Below are 25807 nucleotides of genomic sequence, written 5' to 3' on the forward strand. Positions count from 1 at the left end.
ATGATGAAATTAAAATTTTATTTAGTATACCTTTGGTATAAAGTATTGCTGAAATTAGGAATTAAGACCGATGAAATTTATTATATTGGTGGAAGTGAAGCGTTGCCACCACCGTTAACAAAAGAAGAAGAGGAAGTTCTTTTGAATAAATTGCCAAAAGGAGATCAGGCAGCAAGGTCATTACTTATTGAACGTAACTTAAGGCTCGTTGTATATATAGCAAGAAAGTTTGAAAATACAGGGATAAATATTGAAGATTTGATTAGTATAGGAACAATCGGCCTTATTAAAGCGGTAAATACATTTAATCCAGAAAAGAAAATAAAATTAGCAACATATGCATCGCGTTGTATAGAAAATGAAATTTTAATGCATTTACGTCGAAATAACAAAAATCGTTCGGAAGTTTCTTTTGATGAACCACTAAACATTGATTGGGATGGGAATGAACTGTTATTGTCTGACGTGTTAGGTACAGATGATGATATTATTACAAAAGATTTAGAAGCTACTGTAGATCGTCACCTTTTAATGAAAGCATTACACCAATTAAATGATCGTGAAAAACAAATTATGGAACTTCGGTTTGGGCTTGCTGGAGGAGAGGAAAAGACGCAAAAAGATGTGGCGGATATGCTTGGGATTTCACAGTCATACATTTCGCGTTTAGAAAAAAGAATTATAAAAAGATTACGAAAAGAATTTAATAAAATGGTGTGAAGAATAAGACCAGCCGTTATGTAGGCTGGTCTTATTCTATTTAGTTGTATTAGGAAAGATAATTTAAATAAAAAATCGTGAAAAAACCACATGCATAAAATCCCCTTCAAAGGAAATACTTTACACTGTACAGCAACTCCCGATAGGAGGGAACACTTTGACGAGAAACAAAGTAGAAATTTGCGGTGTTGATACAGCTAAACTTCCAGTATTAAAAAATGATGAAATGCGTAAATTATTTCGTGAAATGCAAAGTGGAGAGATAAGCGCAAGAGAAAAATTAGTGAATGGAAACTTACGTCTTGTACTGAGCGTCATCCAAAGATTTAATAACAGAGGAGAATATGTTGACGATTTATTTCAAGTTGGTTGCATCGGACTTATGAAATCAATTGATAATTTTGATTTAGGCCAAAATGTAAAATTTTCAACGTATGCTGTGCCGATGATTATTGGGGAAATACGCAGATATTTGCGTGATAATAATCCGATTCGCGTATCGCGCTCATTGCGAGATATTGCGTATAAAGCTTTGCAAGTAAGAGAAAAATTGATTGCAGAAAATTCAAAAGAACCAACAGCAATGGATATTGCAAAAGTGCTAGAAGTAACTCATGAAGAGATAGTATTTGCTTTAGATGCGATTCAAGATCCAGTTTCATTATTTGAACCGATTTATAATGATGGGGGAGATCCTATCTTTGTTATGGATCAGTTAAGTGATGAAAAACAAAAGGACGAGCAGTGGGTTGAAGAATTAGCATTGAAAGAAGGAATGAAGCGTTTAAATGATAGAGAGAAAATGATTATTAGAAAACGTTTCTTCCAAGGAAAGACACAGATGGAAGTTGCAGAAGAAATTGGGATTTCCCAAGCGCAAGTATCCCGTTTAGAGAAGTCAGCTATTAAACAAATGAATAAAACGATTCAAGGATAAGGTCTCACCAATTATGGTGAGACCTTTTTATATGTAATATGGTTTGTGCTCATAGTAGGGGATTAGTGTTCATATAATGAAACTAGCATGGTGTTTCGTATAGATGGCTTCCTGTAAATATGAGAAACAGTTTCCAATTTGTCATATAAGGGAGAGGATAAAAATGGTGATACGAATTTCAGAGTTACAGATGAAGGATGTTATAAATATTTCAGATGGAAAAAGGATTGGGAATATTGGAGATATTGAAATTGATATGAACACAGGGCAAGTTTGTTCTGTTATTATTTCCAAACAGACACGTATGCTAGGTATTTTTGGAAAAGATGTTGAGATTGTAATTCCTTGGAAGGAAATCGTGAAAATTGGGGAGGATGTCATACTTGTAAGAGTAAATCCTGTTAATTCTGTAACAGAATCAATACAAACACCGACAATTTCATAAAGAATATTACAAATTCCTCTTTTTTTTCTGTTAGGATTATGAAAAAATAAAAGTATGGTAAAATAGACAGGAAGTACCATGCTTTTTTCTGTTATTTTAATTAAAAGGAGCCGCTTTATTATGAGAGAACCATTTAAATATGTGGACGGTATACTGTATTTACAAGCGTGGAAAGAACTTGGAAACATTACTGCTGGATTTACGACAAAAGATGGTGGGATAAGTACGGGCTCCTTTCATGCGATGAATTTAGGATTACATGTGAATGATATCGTGGAGAACGTTCATGAAAACAGACGCATTTTAGCAAATAAGTTACAAAAACCATTAGAAAACTGGATTTGCTCTGAACAAGTTCATGCTCATCATGTTGAAAAAGTAGGGCAACAGGAAAAGGGAAGTGGTGTCTATTCATATGAGGACGGCATTTCAAAAACAGATGGCATTTATACGAGTAATGAAGATGTTCTGTTAACGTCTTGTTACGCGGATTGTGTTCCGCTCTATTTTTATGCACCATCACATGGTATGATAGGACTTGCGCATGCTGGATGGAAAGGCACTGTACAAGAGATTGCAAAGGAAATGATTCAAAAGTGGAATGCAGAAGGTATTTCAAGTGATGAAATTCATGTTGCAATTGGGCCGTCGATCGGATCTTGTTGTTATGTTGTGGATGATCGTGTATTAACAGCAGCACAGGAAGTAGTTAGCGGTGCTGTTCCTCATCAAAAAATTTCTGACGGGCAGTACGCAATTAATTTAAAAGAAATTAATCGTATATTATGTGTACAAGCAGGCATAAAAGAAGAGCATATTGTAATGTCATCTCTTTGTACAAGCTGTGAAGAGCAACTATTTTTCTCTCATCGTCGTGATCAAGGTAAGACAGGAAGAATGTTGAGTTTCATAGGTTTTAAGGAGGAAGGAAGCAAGTGACAGTACAAGAAAATTTAGTAATTGTAAACGAAGCTATTAAAGAATCTTGCGCTCGAGCTGGACGTTCGTTGCAAGATATTAAACTTGTTGCAGTTACAAAAACTGTAGGGATTGAAAAAACAAACGAAGTAATTGAAGCTGGAATTATCGATTTAGGTGAAAATAGAAATGAAGGTTTCTTACAGAAATACGAGCATTTCGGTTCAAAAGTTAATTGGCACTTTATTGGCTCATTACAAACGAGAAAAGTAAAAGAAATCATTAATGAAATTGATTATTTACATTCGTTAGATCGTCTTTCGCTGGCGAAAGAAATTCAGAAACGTGCTGATAAGAAAGTGAAATGCTTTATTCAAGTGAAAACCTCATCTGAAGAATCGAAGCAAGGATTGGCAATAGAAGAGGTTGTTTCTTTTATTCAAAGTTTGCAAGAATTCGATAAAATTGAAGTGGTTGGACTAATGACGATGGCTCCATTTACAGAAGAAGAGGAAGAAATCAGACGCTGTTTTAAGGAATTACGTATGCTGCAAACAGAGGTGCAGGAGCTAGAGTTATTACATGCGCCATGTAAAGAATTATCAATGGGAATGTCCAATGATTACACAATTGCAATTGAAGAAGGGGCTACATATATTCGTTTGGGAACGATTTTAGTAGGGAAAGCGTAAAAGGAAGGAGAATCTTATTATGAGTTGGTCAAAAGTAAAATACTTCTTTTTTGATACACCGGAAGAAAAAGAAGCAGCTCAATATGGTTATGAAAAGGAGCAAACAGACATGAAAAAGCAGCAAGATCCACCAGAACAACAAGACGTTACGTTTCCGAAAGCGCAACCGAAGCAAAATGTTGTGAGTATTGAAACAGCAAAACAATCTTCAAAAGTTGTTTTATTAGAACCACGCACGTATTCGGAAGCACAAGGGATTGCGGACCACTTAAAAGGTAGACGAGCTGTTGTAATTAATTTGCAGAGAATGTCTACTGATCAAGCGGTACGTATCGTTGACTTTTTAAGTGGTACTGTATACGCTATAGGCGGGGACATTCAAAAAATAGGACCGAAAACATTTATGTGTACACCTGAAAATGTAGATATTGTTGGTGCGATTTCAGAGTTATTCGGTGAAGAAGAAGAAACAAATATAAAGAGGTGGTAATACGCCATGACAACAGTTTTTATAGTGTTAAGTTATGCTATCGAGATTTACTCGTGGGCACTTATTATTTACATTCTCCTATCATGGTTTCCTGGTGCAAAGGAATCAGCTTTTGGAGAGTTCCTGGCACGTATTTGTGAACCGTATTTAGAACCATTCCGCCGCTTTATTCCGCCGCTTGGAATGATTGATATTTCTCCAATCGTTGCGATCTTTGCGTTGAAACTTGCTAAAACTGGTTTGTTCAGTTTATTAAGCTATTTCTTATAGTAAGAAGGTAAATACATGAGCATCTACGAACATTTTAGGCCTGATGAGGAGGTCTTTGTGGATAAAGTGCTAGAGTGGAAGCGAGCGGCGGAATACCATCAAGTGAAGTTAACGGATTTTCTTGATCCTAGGCAACAACAAATTGTTTCTATGGTAATAGGACAAGGTGATGTTGCTGTGCAATTTGGTGGTGCAACGCCTAATGCAGAGCGTAAAAGAGCACTTATTTATCCAGACTATCTAGAATTAAATGAAGAAGAATTTCAAGTAGAAGTATTAGAAATTGACTATCCTTCCAAGTTTTATACGCTAGAACATAGGCAAATATTAGGTACATTTATGTCTCTTGGTTTAACAAGAGAAAAATGTGGTGATATTTTGCTGCAAGAAAATCGTGCCCAAATTGTAGTTGCGAAAGAAATTGTATCGTATATTGAGATGAACTTACAATCAATAGGGAAAGTAAAAGTCTCTTTAGCGTCAGTGCAAGGAGAACAAATTCTACAGATAGATGAAACGTGGGGAGAGAAATCTGGAACGGTTTCTTCACTTCGTTTAGATGTTATGTTAGCTGAAATGTTACATTTATCTAGACAGAAAGTACAACCTTTCATAAAAAATGGTTTAGTAAAAGTCAATTGGAAAACAGTGGAGCAAACTTCTTATGAATGCTATCCAGGAGATGTTTTTTCTGTTAGAGGATATGGCCGAAGTAAATTATTTTCTGTAGAAGGTAGAACAAAACGCGACAAATGGAGAATTTTGTATGGTATACTAAAATGATTGGTTTTTTAGAAGGAAATCCTCCTATTTTGTCGAAGAAAAGATATAATTGAAAGAGGAAATTTAGATAACTACTTGGAGGTGGCGTTGTGCCGTTAACACCATTAGATATTCATAACAAAGAATTTGGTCGCGGATTCCGTGGCTATGATGAAGATCAAGTAAATGAGTTTCTTGATCAAATTATCAAAGATTATGAATTGGTCATTCGTGAGAAAAAAGCTTTAGAAGAAAAAGTTGCGCAGTTAGAAGGGAAGTTAGATCATTTCTCTAATATTGAAGATACGTTAAACAAATCTATCGTCGTTGCACAAGAAGCAGCGGAAGAAGTAAAACGTAATGCGCAAAAAGAAGCGAAATTAATTGTGCGTGAAGCTGAAAAGAATGCTGATCGTATTATTAACGAAGCATTAGTAAAATCAAGAAAAGTTGCTTTTGATATTGAAGAGCTAAAGAAACAAGCGAAAGTATTCCGAACTCGTTTCCGTATGTTATTAGAAACACAGCTTGAGATGTTAAACAACGATGATTGGGATAAACTAATTGAATTAGAAGACGAAGTAGATGAACTGTTGAAAAAAGAAGAAACAGTGTAAGCTTGACGTTTTTCTCATTATTACATATAATTTTAAACAACATATTTATTAAGAAAAACGAAGATAGGGATAAGTACCTTTTCAAACCTTATATAGCGAACTGAGGATGGTGTAAGCTCAGGATAAGGAGATAGTGGGAATATCACCCTGGAGTTCCGCGCTGAACAAATAGAGTAAGCGTAGGCGTGTATTCGCGTTAAGAATATAAAGAGGATTCTATACATATGTATATGATCTACTAGGGTGGTACCGCGGGAGACTTTCTCGTCCCTTTTTGGGATGAGAAGGTCTCTTTTTTATTCCGTTTTTTAAGTGTTTCTTTTATACATGTAAGGAGGAATTGAGCATGGAGTACAAAAATACATTACTGATGCCAAAAACAGAGTTCCCAATGCGTGGGAATTTACCAAAACGTGAGCCTGCAATGCAAGAAAAATGGGCTGAAATGAATATTTACGAAAAAGTACAAGAACATACAAAAGGACGTCCTTTATTTGTATTGCATGATGGACCTCCATATGCGAATGGTGACATTCATATGGGACATGCATTAAATAAAGTATTAAAAGACTTTATTGTTCGTTATAAATCAATGACTGGTTTTAGTGCGCCATATGTTCCAGGATGGGATACGCACGGTTTACCAATTGAACAAGCTTTAACAAATAAAGGTGTAAAACGTAAAGAAATGACAGTTGCTGAGTTCCGTAAGTTATGTGCAGAGTATGCATATGAACAAGTAGAACGTCAACGTGAACAATTTAAGCGTCTAGGTGTACGTGCAGATTGGGATAATCCATATATTACTTTAGAGCCAGCTTATGAAGCACAACAAATTAAAGTGTTTGGTGACATGGCGAAAAAAGGTTATATCTATAAAGGTCAAAAACCAGTTTACTGGTCTCCAACGAGTGAATCTGCTTTAGCGGAAGCTGAAATTGAATATCAAGATAAAAAATCAGCATCTATTTACGTAGCATTCCCTGTAAAAGATGGAAAGAACGTATTAGAAGGTGATGAAAAGTACATCATTTGGACAACGACACCTTGGACATTACCTGCAAACTTAGGTATTTCTGTTCACCCAGAGCTTGAATATAGCATTGTAAAAGTAAACGATGAGAAATATATCATTGCTTCTGAGCTGTTTGAGACAGTTGCAAAAACGTTAGAGTGGGAAAATGCTGAAGTTGTGAAAACAGTAAAAGGTAGCGAACTTGAGTACACAGTTGCAAAACATCCATTCTACGATCGTGATTCATTAGTTATGCTAGGAGACCACGTAACAACAGATGCAGGTACAGGTTGTGTTCATACAGCACCAGGACACGGGGAAGATGACTTCGTTGTTGGTAAAAAGTATGGATTAGAAGTACTTTGCCCAGTCGATGATAAAGGTGTATTAACAAATGAGGCACCTGGATTTGAAGGCTTATTCTATGATAAAGCTAACAAACCAATTACAGAAAAATTAGAAGAAGTAGGCGCGTTACTGAAACTAACATTCATTACACATTCATACCCACATGATTGGAGAACGAAAAAACCAATTATTTTCCGTGCGACAGCACAGTGGTTTGCATCTATTGAAGCATTCCGTAAAGAATTAATAGAAGCTGTAGCAGAAACAAAATGGGTACCAGCATGGGGAGAAACTCGTCTTCATAATATGGTTCGTGACCGTGGTGACTGGTGTATTTCTCGTCAGCGTGCATGGGGTGTGCCAATTCCGGTATTCTATGCTGAGAATGGTGATCCAATTATTACGGATGAAACAATTAACCATGTAGCAGATTTATTCCGTGAACACGGTTCTAACGTATGGTTCGAGCGTGAAGCGAAAGATCTATTACCAGAAGGATTTACACATCCAGGTAGCCCAAATGGCGAATTCCGTAAAGAAACAGACATCATGGATGTATGGTTCGATTCAGGTTCTTCTCACCAAGCGGTATTAGAAGAGCGCGAAGATTTACAGCGTCCAGCTGATTTATATTTAGAAGGATCTGACCAGTATCGTGGTTGGTTTAACTCTTCATTATCAACAGCAGTTGCTGTAACAGGTAAAGCTCCATATAAAGGCGTACTAAGTCACGGTTTCGTACTAGATGGTGAAGGACGTAAGATGAGTAAGTCGATTGGAAACATCGTCGTACCGAAGAAAATTATGGATCAATTAGGCGGAGACATTTTACGCTTATGGGTATCTTCTGTTGACTATCAATCTGACGTACGTATTTCAGATGATATTTTAAAACAAGTAGCAGAAGTGTATCGTAAAATCCGTAACACATTCCGTTTCTTATTAGGAAACTTAGACGACTTTAAGCCAAGTGAAAATGCAGTAGCTGTAGCTGAACTTCGTGAAGTAGATCGTTACATGTTAGTGAAATTAAATGACTTAATTACAAAAGTTAAAGAAGCATATGAGACATACGACTTCGCTGCTGTGTATCATGCAATTCATAACTTCTGTACAATTGATTTAAGTTCATTCTATTTAGACTTTGCAAAAGACATTTTATATATTGAAGGTGCAAACCACGAAGATCGTCGTGCGATTCAAACTGTATTATATGATGTTCTTGTTGCGTTAACGAAACTTGTAACACCAATCTTACCGCATACAGCTGATGAAGTATGGCCATACATTCCAGGCGTAACAGAAGAAAGTGTACAATTAACTGATATGCCAGAAGCTGTACAATTAGATGACGCGGAAGCGTTAAAAACAAAATGGGATGCATTTATGACATTACGTGATGACGTGTTAAAAGCACTAGAAGTAGCTCGTAATGAAAAAGTAATCGGTAAGTCATTAAATGCAAGCATTACGCTATATCCAACTGCAGAAATGAAAGCTATGTTAGAGTCTATTAGCGAAGACTTAAAGCAATTATTCATCGTTTCTGAGTATAAACTTGGTGGTATGATGGATGAAGCGCCAGCAGATGCACCGAAGTATGAACATACAGCGGTTGTTGTTGCTCAAGCAACTGGTGAAACATGTGAACGTTGTTGGGTAGTTTCAGAAACAATTGGTAAAGATGCTGAACATGAAACATTATGTGAGCGTTGTGCAACAGTTGTTAAAGAAAACTATGTAAAATAACAAAAAAAGCTGACTGCTATTGATGCAGTCAGTTTTTTTGTTGATGGCATATCAAAATCACTTTCAGACTCTTTCCTGTGAAGGAAAAATGTGTGTGAGGTAAGCAAATAAATTTCGGACACACTAACTGTACATTACAGCTAGGAGGAATGTACACGTGAATGAAATTTACATGGAAATAAAAGAAGAATTGCAATTGATGAGAAAAGAGTTGCAAGAGAGACTAGCTAAAGAAGTAATGCACAAATATGATGTCGAGTTCAGCCAAGAGCTTGGATATGAAATTAAGGAAGAGATAAAGAAAAAATTGCTATTACATGATATAAAAGAGGATTTAAAGGATGTAGAACGCGCATTATTTAAAATGGAAATAGACATGTATGGTATTTGTGAAGATACGGGGAGATTAATTTCGACAAAGCAAATGAAGACAATGCCGACTGCCCGTACGATTCATGAATTCTTTTATGAAAAGGTAAATGTATGAATACGCACAACGATATTATATTACCTTTTTTTAATTTATTTTATTCTTCTATAAAGGTTCATTGTGAAAAGGTAGCAGCTATGCTAAAATTTTGAGGTACACTGTCTTTGTGGGGGAAATGAAAATGATATATTATGTAATAGCGTTATTCGTCATTGCTATCGATCAAATATCGAAGTGGTTAATTGTAAAGAACATGGAATTGGGTACGAGTATTCCGATTATCGACAATGTATTATACATAACATCACATCGAAATAGAGGCGCTGCTTGGGGTATTTTAGAAAATAAAATGTGGTTCTTCTACATTATTACAGTTGTTTTTGTAGTGTTTATTGTATTTTATATGAAAAAGTATGCGAAAACAGACAAGCTTCTAGGTATTTCGTTAGGCCTAATTTTGGGCGGGGCAATTGGTAACTTTATTGATCGTGTATTTAGACAAGAAGTAGTGGATTTCATTCACGTGTATATTTTCTCGTACAACTATCCAGTATTCAATATAGCTGATTCAGCATTATGTATTGGTGTTGTATTAATTATTATTCAAACATTATTAGAAGGCAAGAAAGCGAAGGAGTAATTGAATGAGTGAAGTAGTACAAGTAACAGTTGCAGCAGAGCAAAAAAACGAGCGAATTGATAAATTCGTTACAGGGATAAATAACGAATGGTCACGTACGCAAGTGCAGCAATGGATTAAAGATGAAGTTGTGACAGTAAACGGGAAAGCGGTAAAAGGGAATTATAAAGTAAAAGAAGAAGATGAAATTACAGTAACAATTCCTGAACCAGAAGAGTTAGATATTCAACCAGAGGATTTAAATTTAGAAATTTATTATGAAGATGCAGATGTGCTTGTTGTAAATAAGCCACGTGGGATGGTTGTACATCCAGCACCAGGACATACAAGTGGTACACTTGTAAATGGCCTTATGCACCATTGTACAGACTTATCAGGCATTAACGGTGTAATGCGTCCAGGTATCGTGCATCGTATCGATAAAGATACATCTGGACTATTAATGGTTGCTAAAAATGATATGGCACATGAATCGCTTGTAAATCAGCTTGTAGCAAAAACAGTAACGAGACGTTACAAAGCGATTGTACACGGTGTGATTCCGCATGATAAGGGAACGATTGATGCTCCGATTGCTCGTGATAAGAAAGAGCGTCAAAGTATGACAGTTGATGAAAATGGTAAGAACGCTGTTACGCATTTCCAAGTGTTAGAACGCTTTAAAGACTTTACACTTGTAGAATGTCGCTTAGAAACGGGACGTACGCACCAAATTCGTGTTCATATGAAATATATTGGCTATCCACTTGCAGGAGATCCGAAGTATGGTCCGAAGAAAACGTTAGATATGAATGGACAAGCACTTCATGCGGGTATTTTAGGCTTTGATCATCCTCGTACTGGTGAATATATTCAGTTTGAGGCACCGATTCCAGAAGTGTTTGAAGACGCATTAAATATTTTACGAAAATAGTATTGACAAATCATAAGAAAACTGAGATACTGACAACAGTTAAATAATGATCCTTTAACACAGCCCCGTGAGGTTGAGAAGGTAACGGTTTGAAATACTTAGGGTATGTTGTACCCTTTTTTCAAAAGTCCTCTCGCACACGCTGAGAGGACTTTTTTTATACCATTACTCTCACGCAAGAAAAAAGCTTGGAGGTGTAGAGCATGCAAGAGAAAGCTGTCGTTTTAGATGACCAAATGATTCGCCGCGCTTTAACACGAATTAGTCATGAAATCGTGGAACGAAATAAAGGTGTCGATAATTGTGTTCTTGTCGGAATTAAAACTCGTGGAATTTTTATTGCACAACGTTTGGCAGAACGAATTGGTCAAATTGAAGGAAAAGAAATGGAAGTTGGAGAGTTAGACATTACGTTATATCGTGATGATTTAACACTACAATCGAAAAATAAAGAACCACTTGTAAAAGGTTCTGATATCCCTGTAGATATTACGAAGAAAAAAGTTATCCTTGTGGATGACGTATTATATACAGGAAGAACAGTTCGAGCAGCAATGGATGCTCTTATGGATTTAGGTAGACCATCTCAAATCCAATTGGCGGTTCTTGTTGATAGAGGTCATCGCGAATTACCAATTCGCGCTGATTATGTAGGGAAGAATATTCCAACATCAAGTGAAGAGCGTATCGAAGTTGATTTGCAAGAGACAGATCAACAAGATCGAGTAAGCATATACGATAAGTAAAGCCCTTTTAAATGTAGTCCTGTGAGGCTGCCAAAGGGTCTTGGCTTTCATATGTCAAATTTGGCATACGAAAGTGTAGGACTCTTTGTGCACAGGCACAAAGAGTTTTTTTATTGCAAAGATTTAAACTGAAGGAGGATGTAACAATGGAACAAAAGCCAGTGTTAGACGTTAATGAAGTACCGAAACCGGGAAAATGGTTATTTTTAAGTATACAACATTTGTTCGCGATGTTTGGATCAACAGTGCTTGTTCCGTTTTTAACAGGATTGAATCCATCAGTAGCATTAATATCAAGTGGATTAGGAACGTTAGCGTTTCTTCTTATAACGAAAGGTCAAGTACCTGCTTATCTAGGATCATCATTCGCCTTTATCGCACCGATTATAACAGCGAAAACGGCAGGTGGACCGGGAGCGGCAATGCTTGGTGGTTTGCTAGCAGGACTTGTGTACATCTTAATCTCACTCGGAATTAAGAAATCAGGATCAGAGTGGATTATGAAATTACTACCACCAATCGTAGTTGGTCCAGTAGTAATGGTAATCGGTCTAGCTTTAGCACATACAGCAGTTAACATGGCGATGAACGGTGCGGATGGCAAATATAGCTTTACACACTTTTCAGTAGCGTTAGTAACATTAGCAATTACAATTATATGCTCGATATTTGGAAGAGGATTTTTCAGTATCATACCAGTGTTACTTGGCATTATCGGCGGATATATCTTCGCTTACTTCCAAGGGCTAGTAGACTTAAAGCCGGTAGCTGAGGCAAAATGGTTTGTTGTACCAGATTTCACAGTACCATTTGTAACATACACACCAGAGTTTTCATGGAAGATTGTACTCTTGATGGTACCAGTTGCACTAGTAACAATATCAGAACATATCGGACATCAAATTGTTCTTGGAAATGTTATTAAAAGAGATTTAATTGAAAAACCAGGTTTACACCGTTCAATCTTCGGTGACGGAGTAGCAACATTAATCGCGTCACTAATCGGTGGGCCACCGAATACAACGTATGGTGAAAACATCGGTGTGCTAGCAATTACGAGAGCATACAGTGTATACTTATTCATCGGTTCAGCAGTATTTGCAATCATGTTCGGATTTATCGGTAAGATTTCTGCACTGATTCATTCGATCCCAACACCAGTTATGGGTGGTGTATCAATCTTACTGTTCGGTGTAATCGCATCAAGCGGATTACGCATGATGGTAGATGATAAAACAGATTTAAGTGACAAACGAAACTTAATGATTGCATCAGTAATATTAGTAATCGGTATTGGTGGAGCGGTACTTCATGTAGGAGAATCATTCCAAGTAGAAGGAATGGCACTAGCAGCAATTGTAGGTGTACTGTTAAATCTACTACTACCGGAAACGAAACAAATAAAACAATCTAAGCAGATTGCTTCATAATGATAACCTTTTAATTCAGTCCTGTGAGACCGGAAAGGGTGGCTTCTTTCTTGCACCCTAGTCTCACACGATTAGGGTATTTTTATGCAAAGGTTGTTATAAAAATTCAGAAGTGGTAACATAAAAATCAGAAAGATGAGGGATGACGATGAGCCATTTGTTAACGATGAGTGAATTATCGGAAGTAGAAATTTCAGAAATCCTAAAAGATGCAGAAGATTTTGCGAATGGAAAAGAGAGCAAAACGACAGAGCAAACTTTTGTTGCGAACTTGTTCTTTGAGAATAGTACGAGAACGAGATTTAGCTTTGAAGTTGCTGAGAAGAGATTAGGACTTGATGTTTTAAACTTTTCAGCTGATGCATCTAGCGTACAAAAAGGAGAAACTCTATACGATACGATAAGAACACTAGAATCAATCGGAACAAAAGCAGTGGTCATCCGCCACGAGCAAGATCGCTACTTCGATGAACTAAAAGATCAGGTGAATATTCCAATCTTAAATGCTGGAGATGGATGCGGAAACCACCCAACACAGTGCCTACTGGACCTTCTTACAATTAAACAAGAGTTTGGAAGATTTGAAGGTTTGAAGATTGCAATAGTAGGAGATGTTCGTCATAGCCGAGTAGCACGTTCTAATGCAGAAGCATTAACGAAGCTTGGTGCAACAATTTACTTTGCAAGTCCAGAAGAGTGGAAAGATGAAGACAACACATTTGGAACATACAAACCATTAGATGAACTTGTTCCAGAAGTTGATGTAATGATGTTACTCCGTGTACAACATGAGCGTCATGATCATTATGAAACAGACATTATGAAAGAATATCATGAGAAACACGGATTAACAGTAGAAAGAGAAAAGCGTATGAAAGAAGGAAGCATTATTATGCATCCAGCTCCTGTAAACCGTGATGTTGAAATTGCAAGTGAACTTGTTGAGTGTGAGCGTTCACGTATATTTAAACAAATGGAAAATGGAGTTTACGTAAGAATGGCTGTACTAAAACGCGCCTTACCAAATGTATTAGGAGGAATGAAACATGAATTATTTGTTTAAAAATGGTCGTTATATGAATGAAGAAGGAAAAATCGTAGCAACGGATCTTCTCGTACAAGACGGTAAAATCGCTAAGGTAGCAGAAAATATTACGGCAGATAATGCTGAAGTAATCGATGTGAACGGAAAGTTAATCGCACCTGGATTAGTAGATGTACACGTACATCTTCGTGAACCAGGTGGTGAACATAAAGAAACAATTGAAACAGGTACACTAGCAGCGGCAAAAGGTGGATTCACTACAATTTGCGCAATGCCAAATACACGCCCTGTACCAGATTGCAGAGAACATATGGAAGACTTGCAAAAACGTATTGAAGAAAAAGCTCATGTTAACGTACTACCATACGGAGCAATTACAGTACGTCAAGCTGGTTCTGAAATGACAGATTTCGAAACATTAAAAGAACTTGGAGCATTTGCTTTCACAGATGACGGCGTAGGCGTACAAGATGCGAGCATGATGTTAGCGGCTATGAAACGTGCAGCAAAATTAGATATGGCAGTAGTTGCGCACTGTGAAGAGAATACGCTTATTAATAAAGGTTGTGTACATGAAGGGAAGTTTTCTGAGAAACACGGATTAAACGGTATCCCATCAGTATGTGAATCTGTACATATTGCAAGGGATATACTGCTTGCTGAAGCAGCAGATTGCCACTATCACGTATGTCATGTAAGTACGAAAGGTTCTGTACGTGTAATCCGTGATGCGAAACGCGCTGGAATTAAAGTAACAGCAGAAGTAACACCGCATCACCTAGTGTTATGTGAAGATGATATCCCATCAGCTGATCCTAACTTTAAAATGAACCCACCGCTTCGTGGAAAAGAAGACCATGCAGCATTAATTGAAGGTTTATTAGATGGAACGATCGATATGATCGCAACTGACCATGCACCGCATACAGCGGAAGAGAAAGCACAAGGAATTGAAAGAGCACCGTTTGGAATTACTGGTTTTGAAACAGCATTCCCGCTTCTATACACAAACCTTGTGAAAAAGGGAGTTATTACGCTAGAACAGTTAATTCAATTCTTAACAGAAAAGCCAGCTGATACATTCGGCTTAGAAGCAGGTCGCCTAAAAGAAGGTAGAGCAGCTGATATTACAATCATTGATTTAGAACAAGAAGAAGAGATTGACCCAACAACATTCTTATCAAAAGGAAAAAATACACCATTCGCAGGTTGGAAATGCCAAGGATGGCCGGTAATGACAATCGTTGGTGGTAAGATCGCATGGCAAAAGGAGAGTGCATTAGTATGAAAAGACAACTTATCTTAGAAGATGGAACAGTATTAATTGGAACAGGTTTCGGAGGCGAAATCGAAAAGTCAGGTGAGGTTGTATTTACAACAGGAATGACTGGATATCAAGAAACATTATCTGATCCATCATATTGCGGTCAAATCGTAACATTCACGTACCCATTAATCGGAAACTACGGCATTAACCGTGACGATTTTGAATCCATTCACCCATCTGTAAATGGTTTAATCGTAAACGAAATTTGTGATCACCCATCAAACTTCCGTAATGAAATTTCGTTAAATGATTACTTGAAAGAAAGAAATATCCCAGGATTAGCAGGGATTGATACGAGAAAATTAACGAGAAAAATTCGTCAATACGGTACATTACGTGGACGCCTTTGTAACATGGATGCAGATGTAGAGTACATTGTAAGCCAATTAAAAGCGACAGTATTTACAGATCATGTAAAACGCGTATCAACGAAAGATCCATACCCAAGCCCAGGTCGTGGTCACCGAGTTGTACTAGTAGACTTCGGTATGAAACATGGTATTTTACGAGAATTAAATAAGCGTGACTGTGATGTAATTGTAGTTCCTTACAACACAACAGCGGAAGAAATTTTACGCCTTAGCCCAGATGGAATTATGTTAAGTAATGGACCTGGAGATCCGAAAGATGTACCAGAAGCAATTGAAATGTTAAAAGACATTATCGGTAAAGTTCCTTTATTCGGAATTTGCCTAGGACATCAATTGTTCGCTCTAGCATCAGGTGCAAATACAAGTAAGTTGAAATTTGGTCACCGTGGTTTAAACCATCCAGTAAAAAATCTTGCAACTGGAAAAGTAGCAATTACATCTCAAAACCACGGATACGCAGTAGAAGAAGAATCAGTTGAAAATACAGATCTTGAAATTACACATGTTGCTTTAAACGATGGAACGGTAGAAGGTCTTCGTCATAAGAAGTTCCCGGCATTTACAGTACAATACCATCCAGAAGCTTCAGCGGGACCAGAAGATGCAAATGATTTATTCGAAGATTTCTTAACAATGATTGAAAACTTCAAGAAAGAAGGGGAAGAGTTATGCCAAAACGCCTAGACATTAACACAATTTTAGTAATCGGATCAGGACCAATTGTAATTGGGCAAGCAGCGGAGTTTGACTACTCTGGTACACAAGCTTGTCAATCTCTTAAAGAGGAAGGTTACAAAGTAATCCTTGTTAACTCTAACCCAGCAACAATTATGACGGATACTGCAACAGCAGATAAAGTATACATCGAGCCATTAACATTAGAATTCGTAAGCCGTATTATTCGTAAAGAACGTCCTGATGCAATCCTACCAACATTAGGTGGTCAAACAGGTTTAAACATGGCTGTTGAACTTGCAAAATCAGGCGTACTTGACGAGTGCGGAGTTGAAATTTTAGGAACAAAATTATCAGCAATCGAGCAAGCGGAAGATCGTGATTTATTCCGTACATTAATGCAAGATTTAAATGAACCAACACCACCAAGTGAAATTATTCATAACCTTGATGAAGCATATGGATTTGTAAACGAAATTGGTTACCCAGTAATCGTTCGACCAGCGTTCACATTAGGAGGAACGGGCGGCGGAATTTGTCATAACGAAGAAGAGCTAATTGAAATCGTAACAAGTGGTTTAAAACATAGCCCAGTAACACAATGTTTATTAGAGAAAAGTATTGCTGGCTGTAAAGAAATTGAATACGAAGTAATGCGTGATTCAAATGATAACGCGATTGTAGTGTGTAACATGGAAAACATCGATCCAGTTGGTGTTCATACAGGTGATTCAATCGTTGTAGCACCGAGCCAAACGCTAAGCGACCGTGAATACCAAATGTTACGTAACACGTCATTACGAATTATTCGTGCACTAGGAATTGAAGGTGGATGTAACGTTCAGCTTGCACTAGATCCATATAGCTTCCAATACTATGTAATCGAAGTAAATCCACGTGTAAGTCGTTCATCTGCACTAGCATCTAAAGCAACTGGATATCCAATTGCGAAATTAGCAGCAAAAATTGCAGTCGGCTTAACGTTAGATGAAATCGTAAACCCAGTAACACAAAAAACTTACGCTTGCTTCGAGCCAGCGTTAGACTATGTTGTTTCAAAAATTCCACGTTGGCCGTTTGATAAGTTTGAATCAGCGAACAGAACGCTTGGAACACAAATGAAAGCAACTGGTGAAGTTATGTCAATCGGACGTAACTTAGAAGAATCATTACTAAAAGCAGTTCGTTCTTTAGAGCTTGGCATTTATCACTTAGAATTAGACCACTTAAAAGAACTTGATAAAGAAACGATGAAAAAACGTATCATTAAAGCGGATGATGAACGACTGTTTATTGTAGCAGAAGCAATTCGCCAAGGTGTAACGAAAGAAGAAATCAATGAATGGTGTGAAATGGACTTCTTCTTCTTACAAAAAGTTGAAAACATCGTAAATATGGAACGTGAAGTAAAAGCGAATGTAGGAAATATGGAAGTACTACAAACTGCAAAAGAAATGGGCTTCAGCGATCACTACATTGCAGCAGCTTGGAACAAAACGGAGCGCGAAATTTACGATATGCGTAAAGAAAATAATATGATGCCAGTATTCAAAATGGTAGATACTTGTGCGGCAGAGTTTGAATCTGCAACGCCATATTACTACAGCACATATGCGGACGAAAATGAATCGATTGTAACAGATCGTAAGAGTGTAGTAGTTCTAGGATCTGGTCCGATCCGTATTGGTCAAGGTGTTGAGTTTGATTACGCAACAGTTCACTCAGTATGGGCAATTAAAGAAGCTGGATATGAAGCAATTATCATTAACAACAACCCAGAAACAGTTTCAACAGACTTCAGTATTTCTGACAAATTATACTTTGAACCATTAACGATTGAAGATGTAATGCATATTATCGATTTAGAAAAACCAGAAGGTGTTATCGTTCAGTTCGGTGGACAAACGGCAATTAACTTAGCAGCGAAACTAGAAGAACACGGTGTGAAAATTTTAGGAACATCACTTGAAGACTTAGATCGTGCAGAAGATCGTGATAAATTCGAAGCTGCTTTAACAAAACTTGGCATCCCACAACCAGTTGGTAAAACAGCAACGACTGTAGAACAAGCGGTAGCAATCGCAGAAGAAATTGGTTACCCAGTATTAGTAAGACCATCTTACGTACTAGGTGGACGTGCGATGGAAATCGTATATCGTCAAGAAGAACTACTGCACTACATGAAAAATGCAGTTAAAGTTCATGCAGATCACCCAGTATTAATCGACCGTTACATGGTTGGTAAAGAAATTGAAGTAGATGCAATTTCCGATGGTGAGAATGTATTCATTCCAGGTATTATGGAACATATTGAACGCGCTGGAGTTCACTCTGGTGACTCAATTGGAGTATATCCACCACAAAGTTTATCTGAAAAACTAAAAGAACAAATCATTGAACATACAATTGCACTTGGAAAAGGATTAAACATTGTTGGATTACTAAATATCCAGTTTGTAGTATTCAAAGATCAAGTGTACGTAATTGAAGTAAATCCACGTGCAAGCCGTACAGTACCGTTCTTAAGTAAAATTACAGGCGTACCGATGGCGAATGTTGCAACGAAAGTTATTTTAGGGCAAGACCTAGTAGAGCAAGGATACGGAACTGGCTATCACCCAGAAGAGAAAGAAGTATATGTAAAAGCTCCGGTATTCTCATTCGCGAAACTACGCTCAGTTGATACAACATTAGGACCTGAAATGAAATCAACAGGGGAAGTAATGGGTAAAGACTTAACGCTTGAAAAAGCATTATATAAAGGATTAGTTGCTTCTGGAATTAACATCCCAACGCACGGCTCAGTAATCATTACTGTAGCGGATAAAGATAAAGAAGAGGCGATGGAAATTGCAAAACGTTTCCACGAAATCGGCTATAACTTATTAGCAACAGCTGGAACAGCACAATCATTAGAAGAGCAAAATATCCCAGTACAAGTTGTAAACAAAATTGATTCTGAAGACTACAACTTACTAGATATTATCCGTCAAGGAAAAGCACAGTTTGTAATTAACACATTAACAAAAGGTAAACAACCAGCGCGTGATGGTTTCCGCATTCGCCGTGAATCAGTAGAAAATGGTGTGGCTTGCTTAACATCACTTGATACAACAAGAGCAATCTTACGAGTATTAGAATCTATGACATTCTCAGCTCATTCAATGAAAGAAATTACGCAAACAAAGCGTCACGAGGTGGTACATGCATGATGCAAAAGCAAAATATGATCGTCGTTAACCAAAAAGAAATCGCAAAAAATATTTACGAATTAGTGCTTCAAGGAACGTTAGTACAGCAAATGAACGAACCAGGGCAGTTTGTACACATTAAGGTAGCAGAGGGCATTGCGCCCCTTCTGCGCCGCCCAATTAGTATTTGTAATGTAGATCAAGAGAAGAACGAATTTACAATGCTATATCGTGCCGAAGGACAAGGGACAAAAACATTAGCAACTAGAAAACAAGGTGAAATGGTAGATGTACTAGGACCATTAGGACACGGTTTTCCTGTAGAAGAAGCAGAAGCTGGTCAAACAGCTTTACTAGTAGGTGGGGGAATTGGTGTACCACCACTTTATGAATTATCACAGCGCCTCGTTGCAAAAGGTGTACGTGTTATTCACATCTTAGGCTTTCAAACGAAAGATGTAGTTTTCTATGAAGAAAAATTTGCAGAACTTGGTGATACGTACGTTGCGACAGTAGACGGTACACACGGTACAAAAGGATTTGTCACAGATGTAATTGATAATTACGGAATTGACTTTGATATTCTTTATTCATGTGGTCCGCTAGCGATGCTTCGTGCATTAGAAGGACGTTACAAAGAGAAAAAAGCCTATATTTCATTAGAAGAACGTATGGGCTGTGGTATTGGAGCTTGTTTCGCATGTGTATGCCACTTACAAGAAGATCCAAGTGGACATTCTTACAAGAAGGTGTGTAGCGACGGACCAGTATTTCCAATCGGGGAGGTTGTACTATGAACAGATTGCAAGTTGAATTACCAGGATTATCATTAAAAAATCCAATTATACCGGCATCTGGATGCTTTGGGTTTGGTCGTGAATATGCACAGTTTTACGATTTAAGTGTACTAGGATCAATCATGATTAAAGCGACGACAGAACAACCACGTTATGGAAATCCAACGCCTCGTGTTGCTGAAACACCAGGCGGCATGCTAAATGCAATCGGACTTCAAAACCCGGGATTAGACAAAGTAATGAATTCGGAATTACCATGGTTAGAACAATTTGACCTTCCAATTATTGCAAACGTTGCAGGCTCACAAGCTGAGGATTACGTAGCGGTTGCGAAGGAAATTTCTAAAGCGCCTAATGTCCATGCACTAGAATTAAACATTTCTTGTCCGAACGTAAAAACAGGTGGTATCGCCTTTGGTACAAATCCTGAAATTGCTGCTGATTTAACGAAGCGAGTAAAAGAGGTTTCTGAAGTACCTGTATACGTGAAATTGTCACCGAACGTGGCAAACATAGTAGAAATTGCAAAAGCGATTGAAAATGCAGGTGCAGATGGTTTAACGATGATTAATACATTGCTTGGTATGCGTCTAGATTTAAAAACAGCTAAACCAATTTTAGCAAACCGTACAGGCGGATTATCAGGTCCTGCGATTAAGCCAGTAGCAATTCGCATGGTACATGAAGTAAGCCAAGCGGTTAACATTCCAATTATCGGAATGGGTGGTATTGAAACAGCTGAAGATGTAATTGAATTCTTCTATGCTGGCGCAAGCGCAGTTGCAGTAGGTACAGCGAACTTTATCGATCCGTTCGTATGTCCGACAATTATTGAAGAGTTACCAGCATTATTAGATGAATTAGGATTTGATCACATTTCGGAATGTCAAGGAAGGAGCTGGAAGCAAACATGTCACAGTCGTTAATCGTTGCACTAGATTTTCCAGGGAAACAAGAAGTAGAACAATTCTTACGCCACTTTGAAGGGGAAGAGTTATTTGTCAAAGTAGGTATGGAGTTATTTTACAAAGAAGGCCCTGCGATTATTACGTACTTAAAAGAAAAGGGACATAAGATCTTCTTAGATTTAAAACTTCATGATATTCCGAATACAGTAAAAAGCGCTATGCGTAGCCTAGCTAGTCTAGATGTTGATATGGTAAATGTTCATGCTGCTGGGGGAAGCAGCATGATGAAAGCTGCGATTGAGGGATTAGAGGAAGGTAAGCAAGAAGGAAAAGAGAGACCGATTTGTATTGCAGTTACACAACTAACAAGCACTTCGGAAGCTATGATGAAAAAAGAGATCGGCATTGAGAAAACGTTAGAAGAAGCGGTTGCTCATTATGCAAAATTAACGAAAGAAAGTGGACTTGATGGCGTTGTTTGTTCAACACTTGAAGTTCCAAAATTACGTGAAGTATGCGGAAATGAATTTGTAACAGTAACACCGGGGATTCGTCTTGCAAGCGATGATGTAAATGACCAAGTGCGCGTAGCAACACCGAAACGTGCGAGGGAACTTGGCTCAAGCTACATCGTAGTTGGACGTAGTATTACAAAAGCAGAAAATCCGCTTGAAGCGTATAAAACAGTAAAACAACAGTGGGAAGGTGTAACAGTATGAAAAAAGAAATCGCATCGCATTTATTAGAAATTGGAGCAGTATTTTTACAACCGAATGATCCATTCACTTGGTCTTCAGGTATGAAATCACCAATTTATTGTGATAACCGTTTAACTTTATCTTATCCAAAAGTACGTCAAGCGATTGCAGCTGGATTAGAAGAGTTAATTAAAGAGCACTTCCCAACTGTAGAAATTATTGCAGGAACAGCAACTGCTGGTATTGCGCACGCTGCATGGGTAAGCGATCGTATGGATTTACCAATGTGCTACGTACGTAGTAAAGCAAAAGGTCACGGTAAAGGGAACCAAATCGAAGGAAAAGCTGAAAAAGGTCAAAAAGTCGTAGTAGTAGAAGACTTAATTTCAACTGGCGGTAGTGCAATTACATGTGTAGAAGCACTTCGCGAAGCTGGATGTGAAGTATTAGGAATCGTATCAATCTTCACATACGAGCTTGAAGCAGGAAAAGAAAAACTAGAAGCAGCTAACGTAGTATCATACTCTTTAAGCGATTACAGTGCATTAACTGAAGTAGCAGCAGAAAAAGGTATGATTGGACAAGCTGAAACGAAAAAATTACAAGAGTGGCGTAAAAATCCAGCTAACGAAGCTTGGATCACAGCGTAACACGAAAAAAACGACTGCGGGGGAACGCGGTCGTTTTTTTATATCATTGTTAAAAATTCAAGTAAAGTTCCATCAATATCAAAGAAAATCATATTACAATCTCCTTAACTACTTAGTGCTTTCTGCAAGCTTATATCCTCTTACAAACAATAGAGTCACATAAGAAACAATAAATGAGAAAATGCTATACATGCCGACCCAAAAGAAAAATTTTGGAGTAAAGGCGATAACACCTATTATTAAAAAACTAGCAAACGTTACAATCGGCATTACGTAATACGTTTTCGACTTGCGCGTTCCAATAACAGAAACGATAAAGATAAGTAACGGACAAATTAATAAGACGAAAATCAATTCATTCATAGTTATGTCCCCTTTTCTAATTGCAGTAATCTGTTTCTCGTAAACGTTTTGAAAAAATTACTCTCCTAATATAATTTCGCTAAGGGATAACGAATCCCTGTTGAAAACCAGTAATTCATGATGAATTTTACAAGAAAAAACGTAAGCAAGAGAACACTTGCTTACGTTATAAAATAAACATCGCAAAGATAGTGGTGACAATTAAACCGATAACAACCGGTAAAAAGTTTCGGCGTGCCAGTTCAAATGGATCTACCTTGCAAATTGCAGCAGCAGGAATAAGCGCCCAAGGAATTAACGTCCCGCCCCCGGTCCATATAGCCGCAATTTGTCCGAGTGCTGTTAATGTAGCTGTTCCATGACCTAAAGCTGTTCCGAAAAGGTTTGCAATGGAACCAGCAAGCGATATACCGGAAAAACCAGATCCATCTAAGCCTGTTATGACACCAACGATAGTTAATGTTCCCGCCGATACGTATTGGTTTAAAGGGACCGTTTGAGATAAGGCAATACCTAAGTCGTTAATGATTCCATGTGAACCTTTCGGTAAATAGTCTCCGATAATTTTCACAAAGCCGCTATCTCCTAAATAAAAGAGTGCAGCAATTGGAATAACTGGACCAAAGATTTTAAATCCAAATTGGAGCCCTTCTATAAAATAATCGGTTGTTTTATTTAGTCCATTACCTTTGTAGGCGATGAGTGAAATGATGATAATCATAATAACAGTCGTTCCGCCGATAAGTGCAGTTGCGTCGCTTCCTTGTAGTTTAAATTGAATCATGCAAAGGATATCAATGATATATACGGTAGGGATACATATAGCGAGCCATTTCTTTGTGCGAGGAGATAATGAAGTGAGCGTTTTAGAAGACGCAGTTAATGGAATAGATTCTTGTATAGATAAGCCTGTATGAAACTCTTTTCGTAAGAAGAAAAAAGCGACGGAAGTTGTCACAATGCCCATAACGATAACAAGTGGAACACTTGCAGATACGACGCTGGAAACAGGGAGACCAGCCGCGTCTGCAGTTAATTTCGGTGCACCTTGAATAACGAAGTCGCCAGATAAGGCGATGCCGTGTCCGAATAAGTTCATAGCAATTGCAACCCCAATTGGAGGAAGACCGACACGTACAGCAACCGGCAATAAAATAGCTCCCATTAAGGCGACAGCTGGAGAAGGCCAAAAGAAGAAAGAAATGGTCATCATTAAAAGGCCGATAATCCAGTAGGCGAGTGTAGGTGTACGAATCATTTTTGTAAATGGTGAAATCATCGTATCATTTATGCCAGTATGAACGAGTAAATTGCTCATTGATACGATAATGGAGATGATTAATATAGTTGGTAATAGCTCAGTAATGGCGTAAATGAAACTTTGAAAAATCCCGCTAATGGCAAGAGGGATAGAACTTGTTGCAGTTAATGCTAATAAAAAGATAAAAACGATACAAATAATCGTCGTATCTTTCCGGAGAATAAAAAAGGTAATAATAGTGAGTAAACAAATAATGTAGAGAGCGTGTAATAGCGTTAATTCAACTCCCATAACATTCACATCCTTTAGGCATTCGTGTAGTTTATTGTATGAAAGCAGTGAAAGTATGTGAGTATAGGAAAAAGAAAAAAGTAAAATTTCATGTACTGTAATGGTAAGGACGATAAATGGATGTTACAATACAATTGATCCTAAAAATGGAATTTGAGGAGAAGTAGAATGGGGGAGTACGAATAAGAGAGAGAATAGGATATTATGGTGTGCTCGTTTGTTTACTATTATCAGTTATTTCAGGGCAATTTCTTAACAGTGGATGGGTACCAGTTATATTATGTATTGGCGTATTGATTTTTGCTCCTATGTATCGCTGGAATGAATGGAAAGCATATAGTCGAAAAAAGAAAATGCTTTTCAGTATCGAGTTTATCATTATAATTAGTATGATCCCATTTTTGTTATTAAAAGGAAATGAAATAATAGATGGAATTGTAATGTTTCAAGGATGGTTGTTTATTGCGAAATTACTATATTTAATTTGCATTTTAATGTTGGTAGCGATAGTCACTAAAAAATTAAACGAAAAGTTATTCGTTAATGAATAAAAGAAAATGCCACCTTATTCGGTGGCATTTTCTCATTTTACTGAATGGGCTTTTTGCATTTTTTTAATTAAACGAATTTGTCCGCGATGATTGATTTCATCTTCAAAAACGTGAAACCATTTAAAGTAGTTGTTAGCTGGTTTGTCATACCAAAAGTCTGTTGTTTTAAACAGCCATTCATCAGGTAATGATTGAAATGTTGCAATCGTTTTGGAACGTACTTCTTGTAATGTATTGATGTAAAATTTTATAGATTTTCCTTTTATTTTCTCGCGTCCAAGGTTCCCTAACTCAATAGCAGGTAACCAATGTTCTAATTCAGCTTCCGTCGGTTCACGGTCTTCAAAGGTATGAATTTGGTAGTAAAATTCAATAGCAGCCATATGGTACAATAACATACCAATTGAATTTGCGTCCTTATCATATAAATAATCAAGTTCTTCAATTGTTAAACCTTCCACTGCTTGCATTGTTGTATAGCGAGCGTAATTCATCATGGAAACAAGATTTGAAAATTCTACTTGTAAACCCTCTATTTTATCAATTACAAAATTCAA

General features: G+C 37.5%; 27 protein-coding genes and 1 other annotated feature. Of the genes, 24 read left to right on the forward strand and 3 right to left on the reverse strand.

Annotation, left to right across the window (positions count from 1 at the left end):
- From sigE to pyrE, 23 genes are all read left to right on the forward strand, one after another.
- Positions 1-720, forward strand: coding sequence for an RNA polymerase sporulation sigma factor SigE (gene sigE / locus ACTFP3_RS14755; RefSeq protein WP_000976948.1), 720 nt, complete (start codon positions 1-3; stop codon positions 718-720).
- Between the two features lie 157 nt (positions 721-877).
- On the forward strand, positions 878-1657 hold the full coding sequence (gene sigG / locus ACTFP3_RS14760; RefSeq protein WP_000197753.1) for an RNA polymerase sporulation sigma factor SigG: 780 nt from the start codon (positions 878-880) through the stop codon (positions 1655-1657).
- Positions 1658-1820: 163 nt separating this feature from the next.
- A complete protein-coding gene (locus tag ACTFP3_RS14765) occupies positions 1821-2102 on the forward strand; it encodes a YlmC/YmxH family sporulation protein (RefSeq protein ID WP_000236750.1) in 282 nt (93 codons plus the stop codon).
- 120 nt (positions 2103-2222) lie between these two features.
- Positions 2223-3041, forward strand: coding sequence for a peptidoglycan editing factor PgeF (gene pgeF / locus ACTFP3_RS14770; RefSeq protein ID WP_001209008.1), 819 nt, complete (start codon positions 2223-2225; stop codon positions 3039-3041).
- On the forward strand, positions 3038-3712 hold the full coding sequence (locus ACTFP3_RS14775; RefSeq protein ID WP_000218005.1) for a YggS family pyridoxal phosphate-dependent enzyme: 675 nt from the start codon (positions 3038-3040) through the stop codon (positions 3710-3712). The genes pgeF and ACTFP3_RS14775 overlap by 4 nt, the downstream gene beginning before the upstream one ends.
- Before the next feature lie 19 nt (positions 3713-3731).
- Positions 3732-4202 (forward strand): cell division protein SepF, encoded by a 471-nt coding sequence (locus tag ACTFP3_RS14780; protein WP_000119129.1) that lies wholly within the window; start codon positions 3732-3734, stop codon positions 4200-4202.
- Positions 4203-4208: 6 nt separating this feature from the next.
- On the forward strand, positions 4209-4472 hold the full coding sequence (locus ACTFP3_RS14785; protein WP_000214232.1) for a YggT family protein: 264 nt from the start codon (positions 4209-4211) through the stop codon (positions 4470-4472).
- A 15-nt stretch (positions 4473-4487) separates the two neighbouring features.
- On the forward strand, positions 4488-5255 hold the full coding sequence (locus ACTFP3_RS14790) for an RNA-binding protein (protein ID WP_002164454.1): 768 nt from the start codon (positions 4488-4490) through the stop codon (positions 5253-5255).
- An 89-nt stretch (positions 5256-5344) separates the two neighbouring features.
- The gene (gene divIVA / locus ACTFP3_RS14795) at positions 5345-5851 is read left to right on the forward strand and encodes a septum site-determining protein DivIVA (protein WP_001131611.1); all 507 of its coding nucleotides are present in this window, start codon (positions 5345-5347) and stop codon (positions 5849-5851) included.
- A gap of 51 nt (positions 5852-5902) precedes the next feature.
- Positions 5903-6126 (forward strand) — a binding site (T-box leader).
- Positions 6127-6197: 71 nt separating this feature from the next.
- On the forward strand, positions 6198-8963 hold the full coding sequence (gene ileS2, locus ACTFP3_RS14800; protein ID WP_000455951.1) for an isoleucine--tRNA ligase: 2766 nt from the start codon (positions 6198-6200) through the stop codon (positions 8961-8963).
- A gap of 157 nt (positions 8964-9120) precedes the next feature.
- Positions 9121-9450: a molecular chaperone DnaK gene (locus ACTFP3_RS14805; RefSeq protein WP_001002955.1), complete on the forward strand. Its 330-nt coding sequence runs from the start codon at positions 9121-9123 to the stop codon at positions 9448-9450.
- 124 nt (positions 9451-9574) lie between these two features.
- Complete coding sequence (gene lspA, locus ACTFP3_RS14810; RefSeq protein WP_000642180.1) at positions 9575-10033, forward strand: lipoprotein signal peptidase LspA; 459 nt, start codon at positions 9575-9577, stop codon at positions 10031-10033.
- Positions 10034-10037: 4 nt separating this feature from the next.
- Positions 10038-10946, forward strand: a complete 909-nt coding sequence (locus ACTFP3_RS14815; RefSeq protein WP_000005833.1) for an RluA family pseudouridine synthase — start codon at positions 10038-10040, stop codon at positions 10944-10946.
- A 203-nt stretch (positions 10947-11149) separates the two neighbouring features.
- Positions 11150-11692, forward strand: a complete 543-nt coding sequence (pyrR, locus tag ACTFP3_RS14820; protein WP_001156491.1) for a bifunctional pyrimidine operon transcriptional regulator/uracil phosphoribosyltransferase — start codon at positions 11150-11152, stop codon at positions 11690-11692.
- A 146-nt stretch (positions 11693-11838) separates the two neighbouring features.
- Positions 11839-13122 (forward strand): uracil permease, encoded by a 1284-nt coding sequence (uraA, locus tag ACTFP3_RS14825; RefSeq protein ID WP_000435928.1) that lies wholly within the window; start codon positions 11839-11841, stop codon positions 13120-13122.
- Positions 13123-13270: 148 nt separating this feature from the next.
- On the forward strand, positions 13271-14185 hold the full coding sequence (gene pyrB / locus ACTFP3_RS14830) for an aspartate carbamoyltransferase (protein ID WP_000018849.1): 915 nt from the start codon (positions 13271-13273) through the stop codon (positions 14183-14185).
- A complete protein-coding gene (pyrC, locus tag ACTFP3_RS14835; RefSeq protein ID WP_001108367.1) occupies positions 14169-15455 on the forward strand; it encodes a dihydroorotase in 1287 nt (428 codons plus the stop codon). Before pyrB ends, pyrC begins: the two co-directional genes overlap by 17 nt.
- Positions 15452-16549 carry a carbamoyl phosphate synthase small subunit gene (locus ACTFP3_RS14840; protein ID WP_000828680.1) on the forward strand — a complete coding sequence of 366 codons (1098 nt, stop codon included), beginning with the start codon at positions 15452-15454 and terminating at the stop codon, positions 16547-16549. The genes pyrC and ACTFP3_RS14840 overlap by 4 nt, the downstream gene beginning before the upstream one ends.
- Positions 16534-19752 (forward strand): carbamoyl-phosphate synthase large subunit, encoded by a 3219-nt coding sequence (gene carB / locus ACTFP3_RS14845; RefSeq protein ID WP_001126101.1) that lies wholly within the window; start codon positions 16534-16536, stop codon positions 19750-19752. The genes ACTFP3_RS14840 and carB overlap by 16 nt, the downstream gene beginning before the upstream one ends.
- A complete protein-coding gene (gene pyrK / locus ACTFP3_RS14850; protein ID WP_000983359.1) occupies positions 19749-20528 on the forward strand; it encodes a dihydroorotate oxidase B electron transfer subunit in 780 nt (259 codons plus the stop codon). Before carB ends, pyrK begins: the two co-directional genes overlap by 4 nt.
- Positions 20525-21454: a dihydroorotate oxidase B catalytic subunit gene (gene pyrD / locus ACTFP3_RS14855; protein ID WP_001081049.1), complete on the forward strand. Its 930-nt coding sequence runs from the start codon at positions 20525-20527 to the stop codon at positions 21452-21454. Before pyrK ends, pyrD begins: the two co-directional genes overlap by 4 nt.
- A complete protein-coding gene (gene pyrF, locus ACTFP3_RS14860; protein WP_006928308.1) occupies positions 21439-22155 on the forward strand; it encodes an orotidine-5'-phosphate decarboxylase in 717 nt (238 codons plus the stop codon). The genes pyrD and pyrF overlap by 16 nt, the downstream gene beginning before the upstream one ends.
- Complete coding sequence (gene pyrE / locus ACTFP3_RS14865; protein ID WP_000711443.1) at positions 22152-22784, forward strand: orotate phosphoribosyltransferase; 633 nt, start codon at positions 22152-22154, stop codon at positions 22782-22784. Before pyrF ends, pyrE begins: the two co-directional genes overlap by 4 nt.
- Positions 22785-22892: 108 nt before the next feature.
- On the opposite strand, the gene ACTFP3_RS14870 is transcribed toward pyrE, so the two are convergent.
- Both ACTFP3_RS14870 and ACTFP3_RS14875 read right to left on the reverse strand, forming a co-directional pair.
- Positions 22893-23147, reverse strand: a complete 255-nt coding sequence (locus ACTFP3_RS14870) for a YbeF family protein (protein WP_006928316.1) — start codon at positions 23145-23147, stop codon at positions 22893-22895.
- A 166-nt stretch (positions 23148-23313) separates the two neighbouring features.
- On the reverse strand, positions 23314-24699 hold the full coding sequence (locus ACTFP3_RS14875; protein WP_006928318.1) for a hypothetical protein: 1386 nt from the start codon (positions 24697-24699) through the stop codon (positions 23314-23316).
- 182 nt (positions 24700-24881) lie between these two features.
- On the opposite strand from ACTFP3_RS14875, the gene ACTFP3_RS14880 reads away from it, so the two are divergent.
- Positions 24882-25250 carry a YoqO family protein gene (locus tag ACTFP3_RS14880; protein ID WP_049107494.1) on the forward strand — a complete coding sequence of 123 codons (369 nt, stop codon included), beginning with the start codon at positions 24882-24884 and terminating at the stop codon, positions 25248-25250.
- A 32-nt stretch (positions 25251-25282) separates the two neighbouring features.
- Here ACTFP3_RS14880 and ACTFP3_RS14885 read toward each other — a convergent pair whose 3' ends face one another.
- Positions 25283-25807 (reverse strand): DinB family protein, encoded by a 525-nt coding sequence (locus tag ACTFP3_RS14885; RefSeq protein WP_001012051.1) that lies wholly within the window; start codon positions 25805-25807, stop codon positions 25283-25285.

This window comes from Bacillus cereus group sp. MYBK5-2 (assembly GCF_051915685.1).
Classification (GTDB): Bacteria; Bacillota; Bacilli; order Bacillales; family Bacillaceae_G; genus Bacillus_A; species Bacillus_A cereus.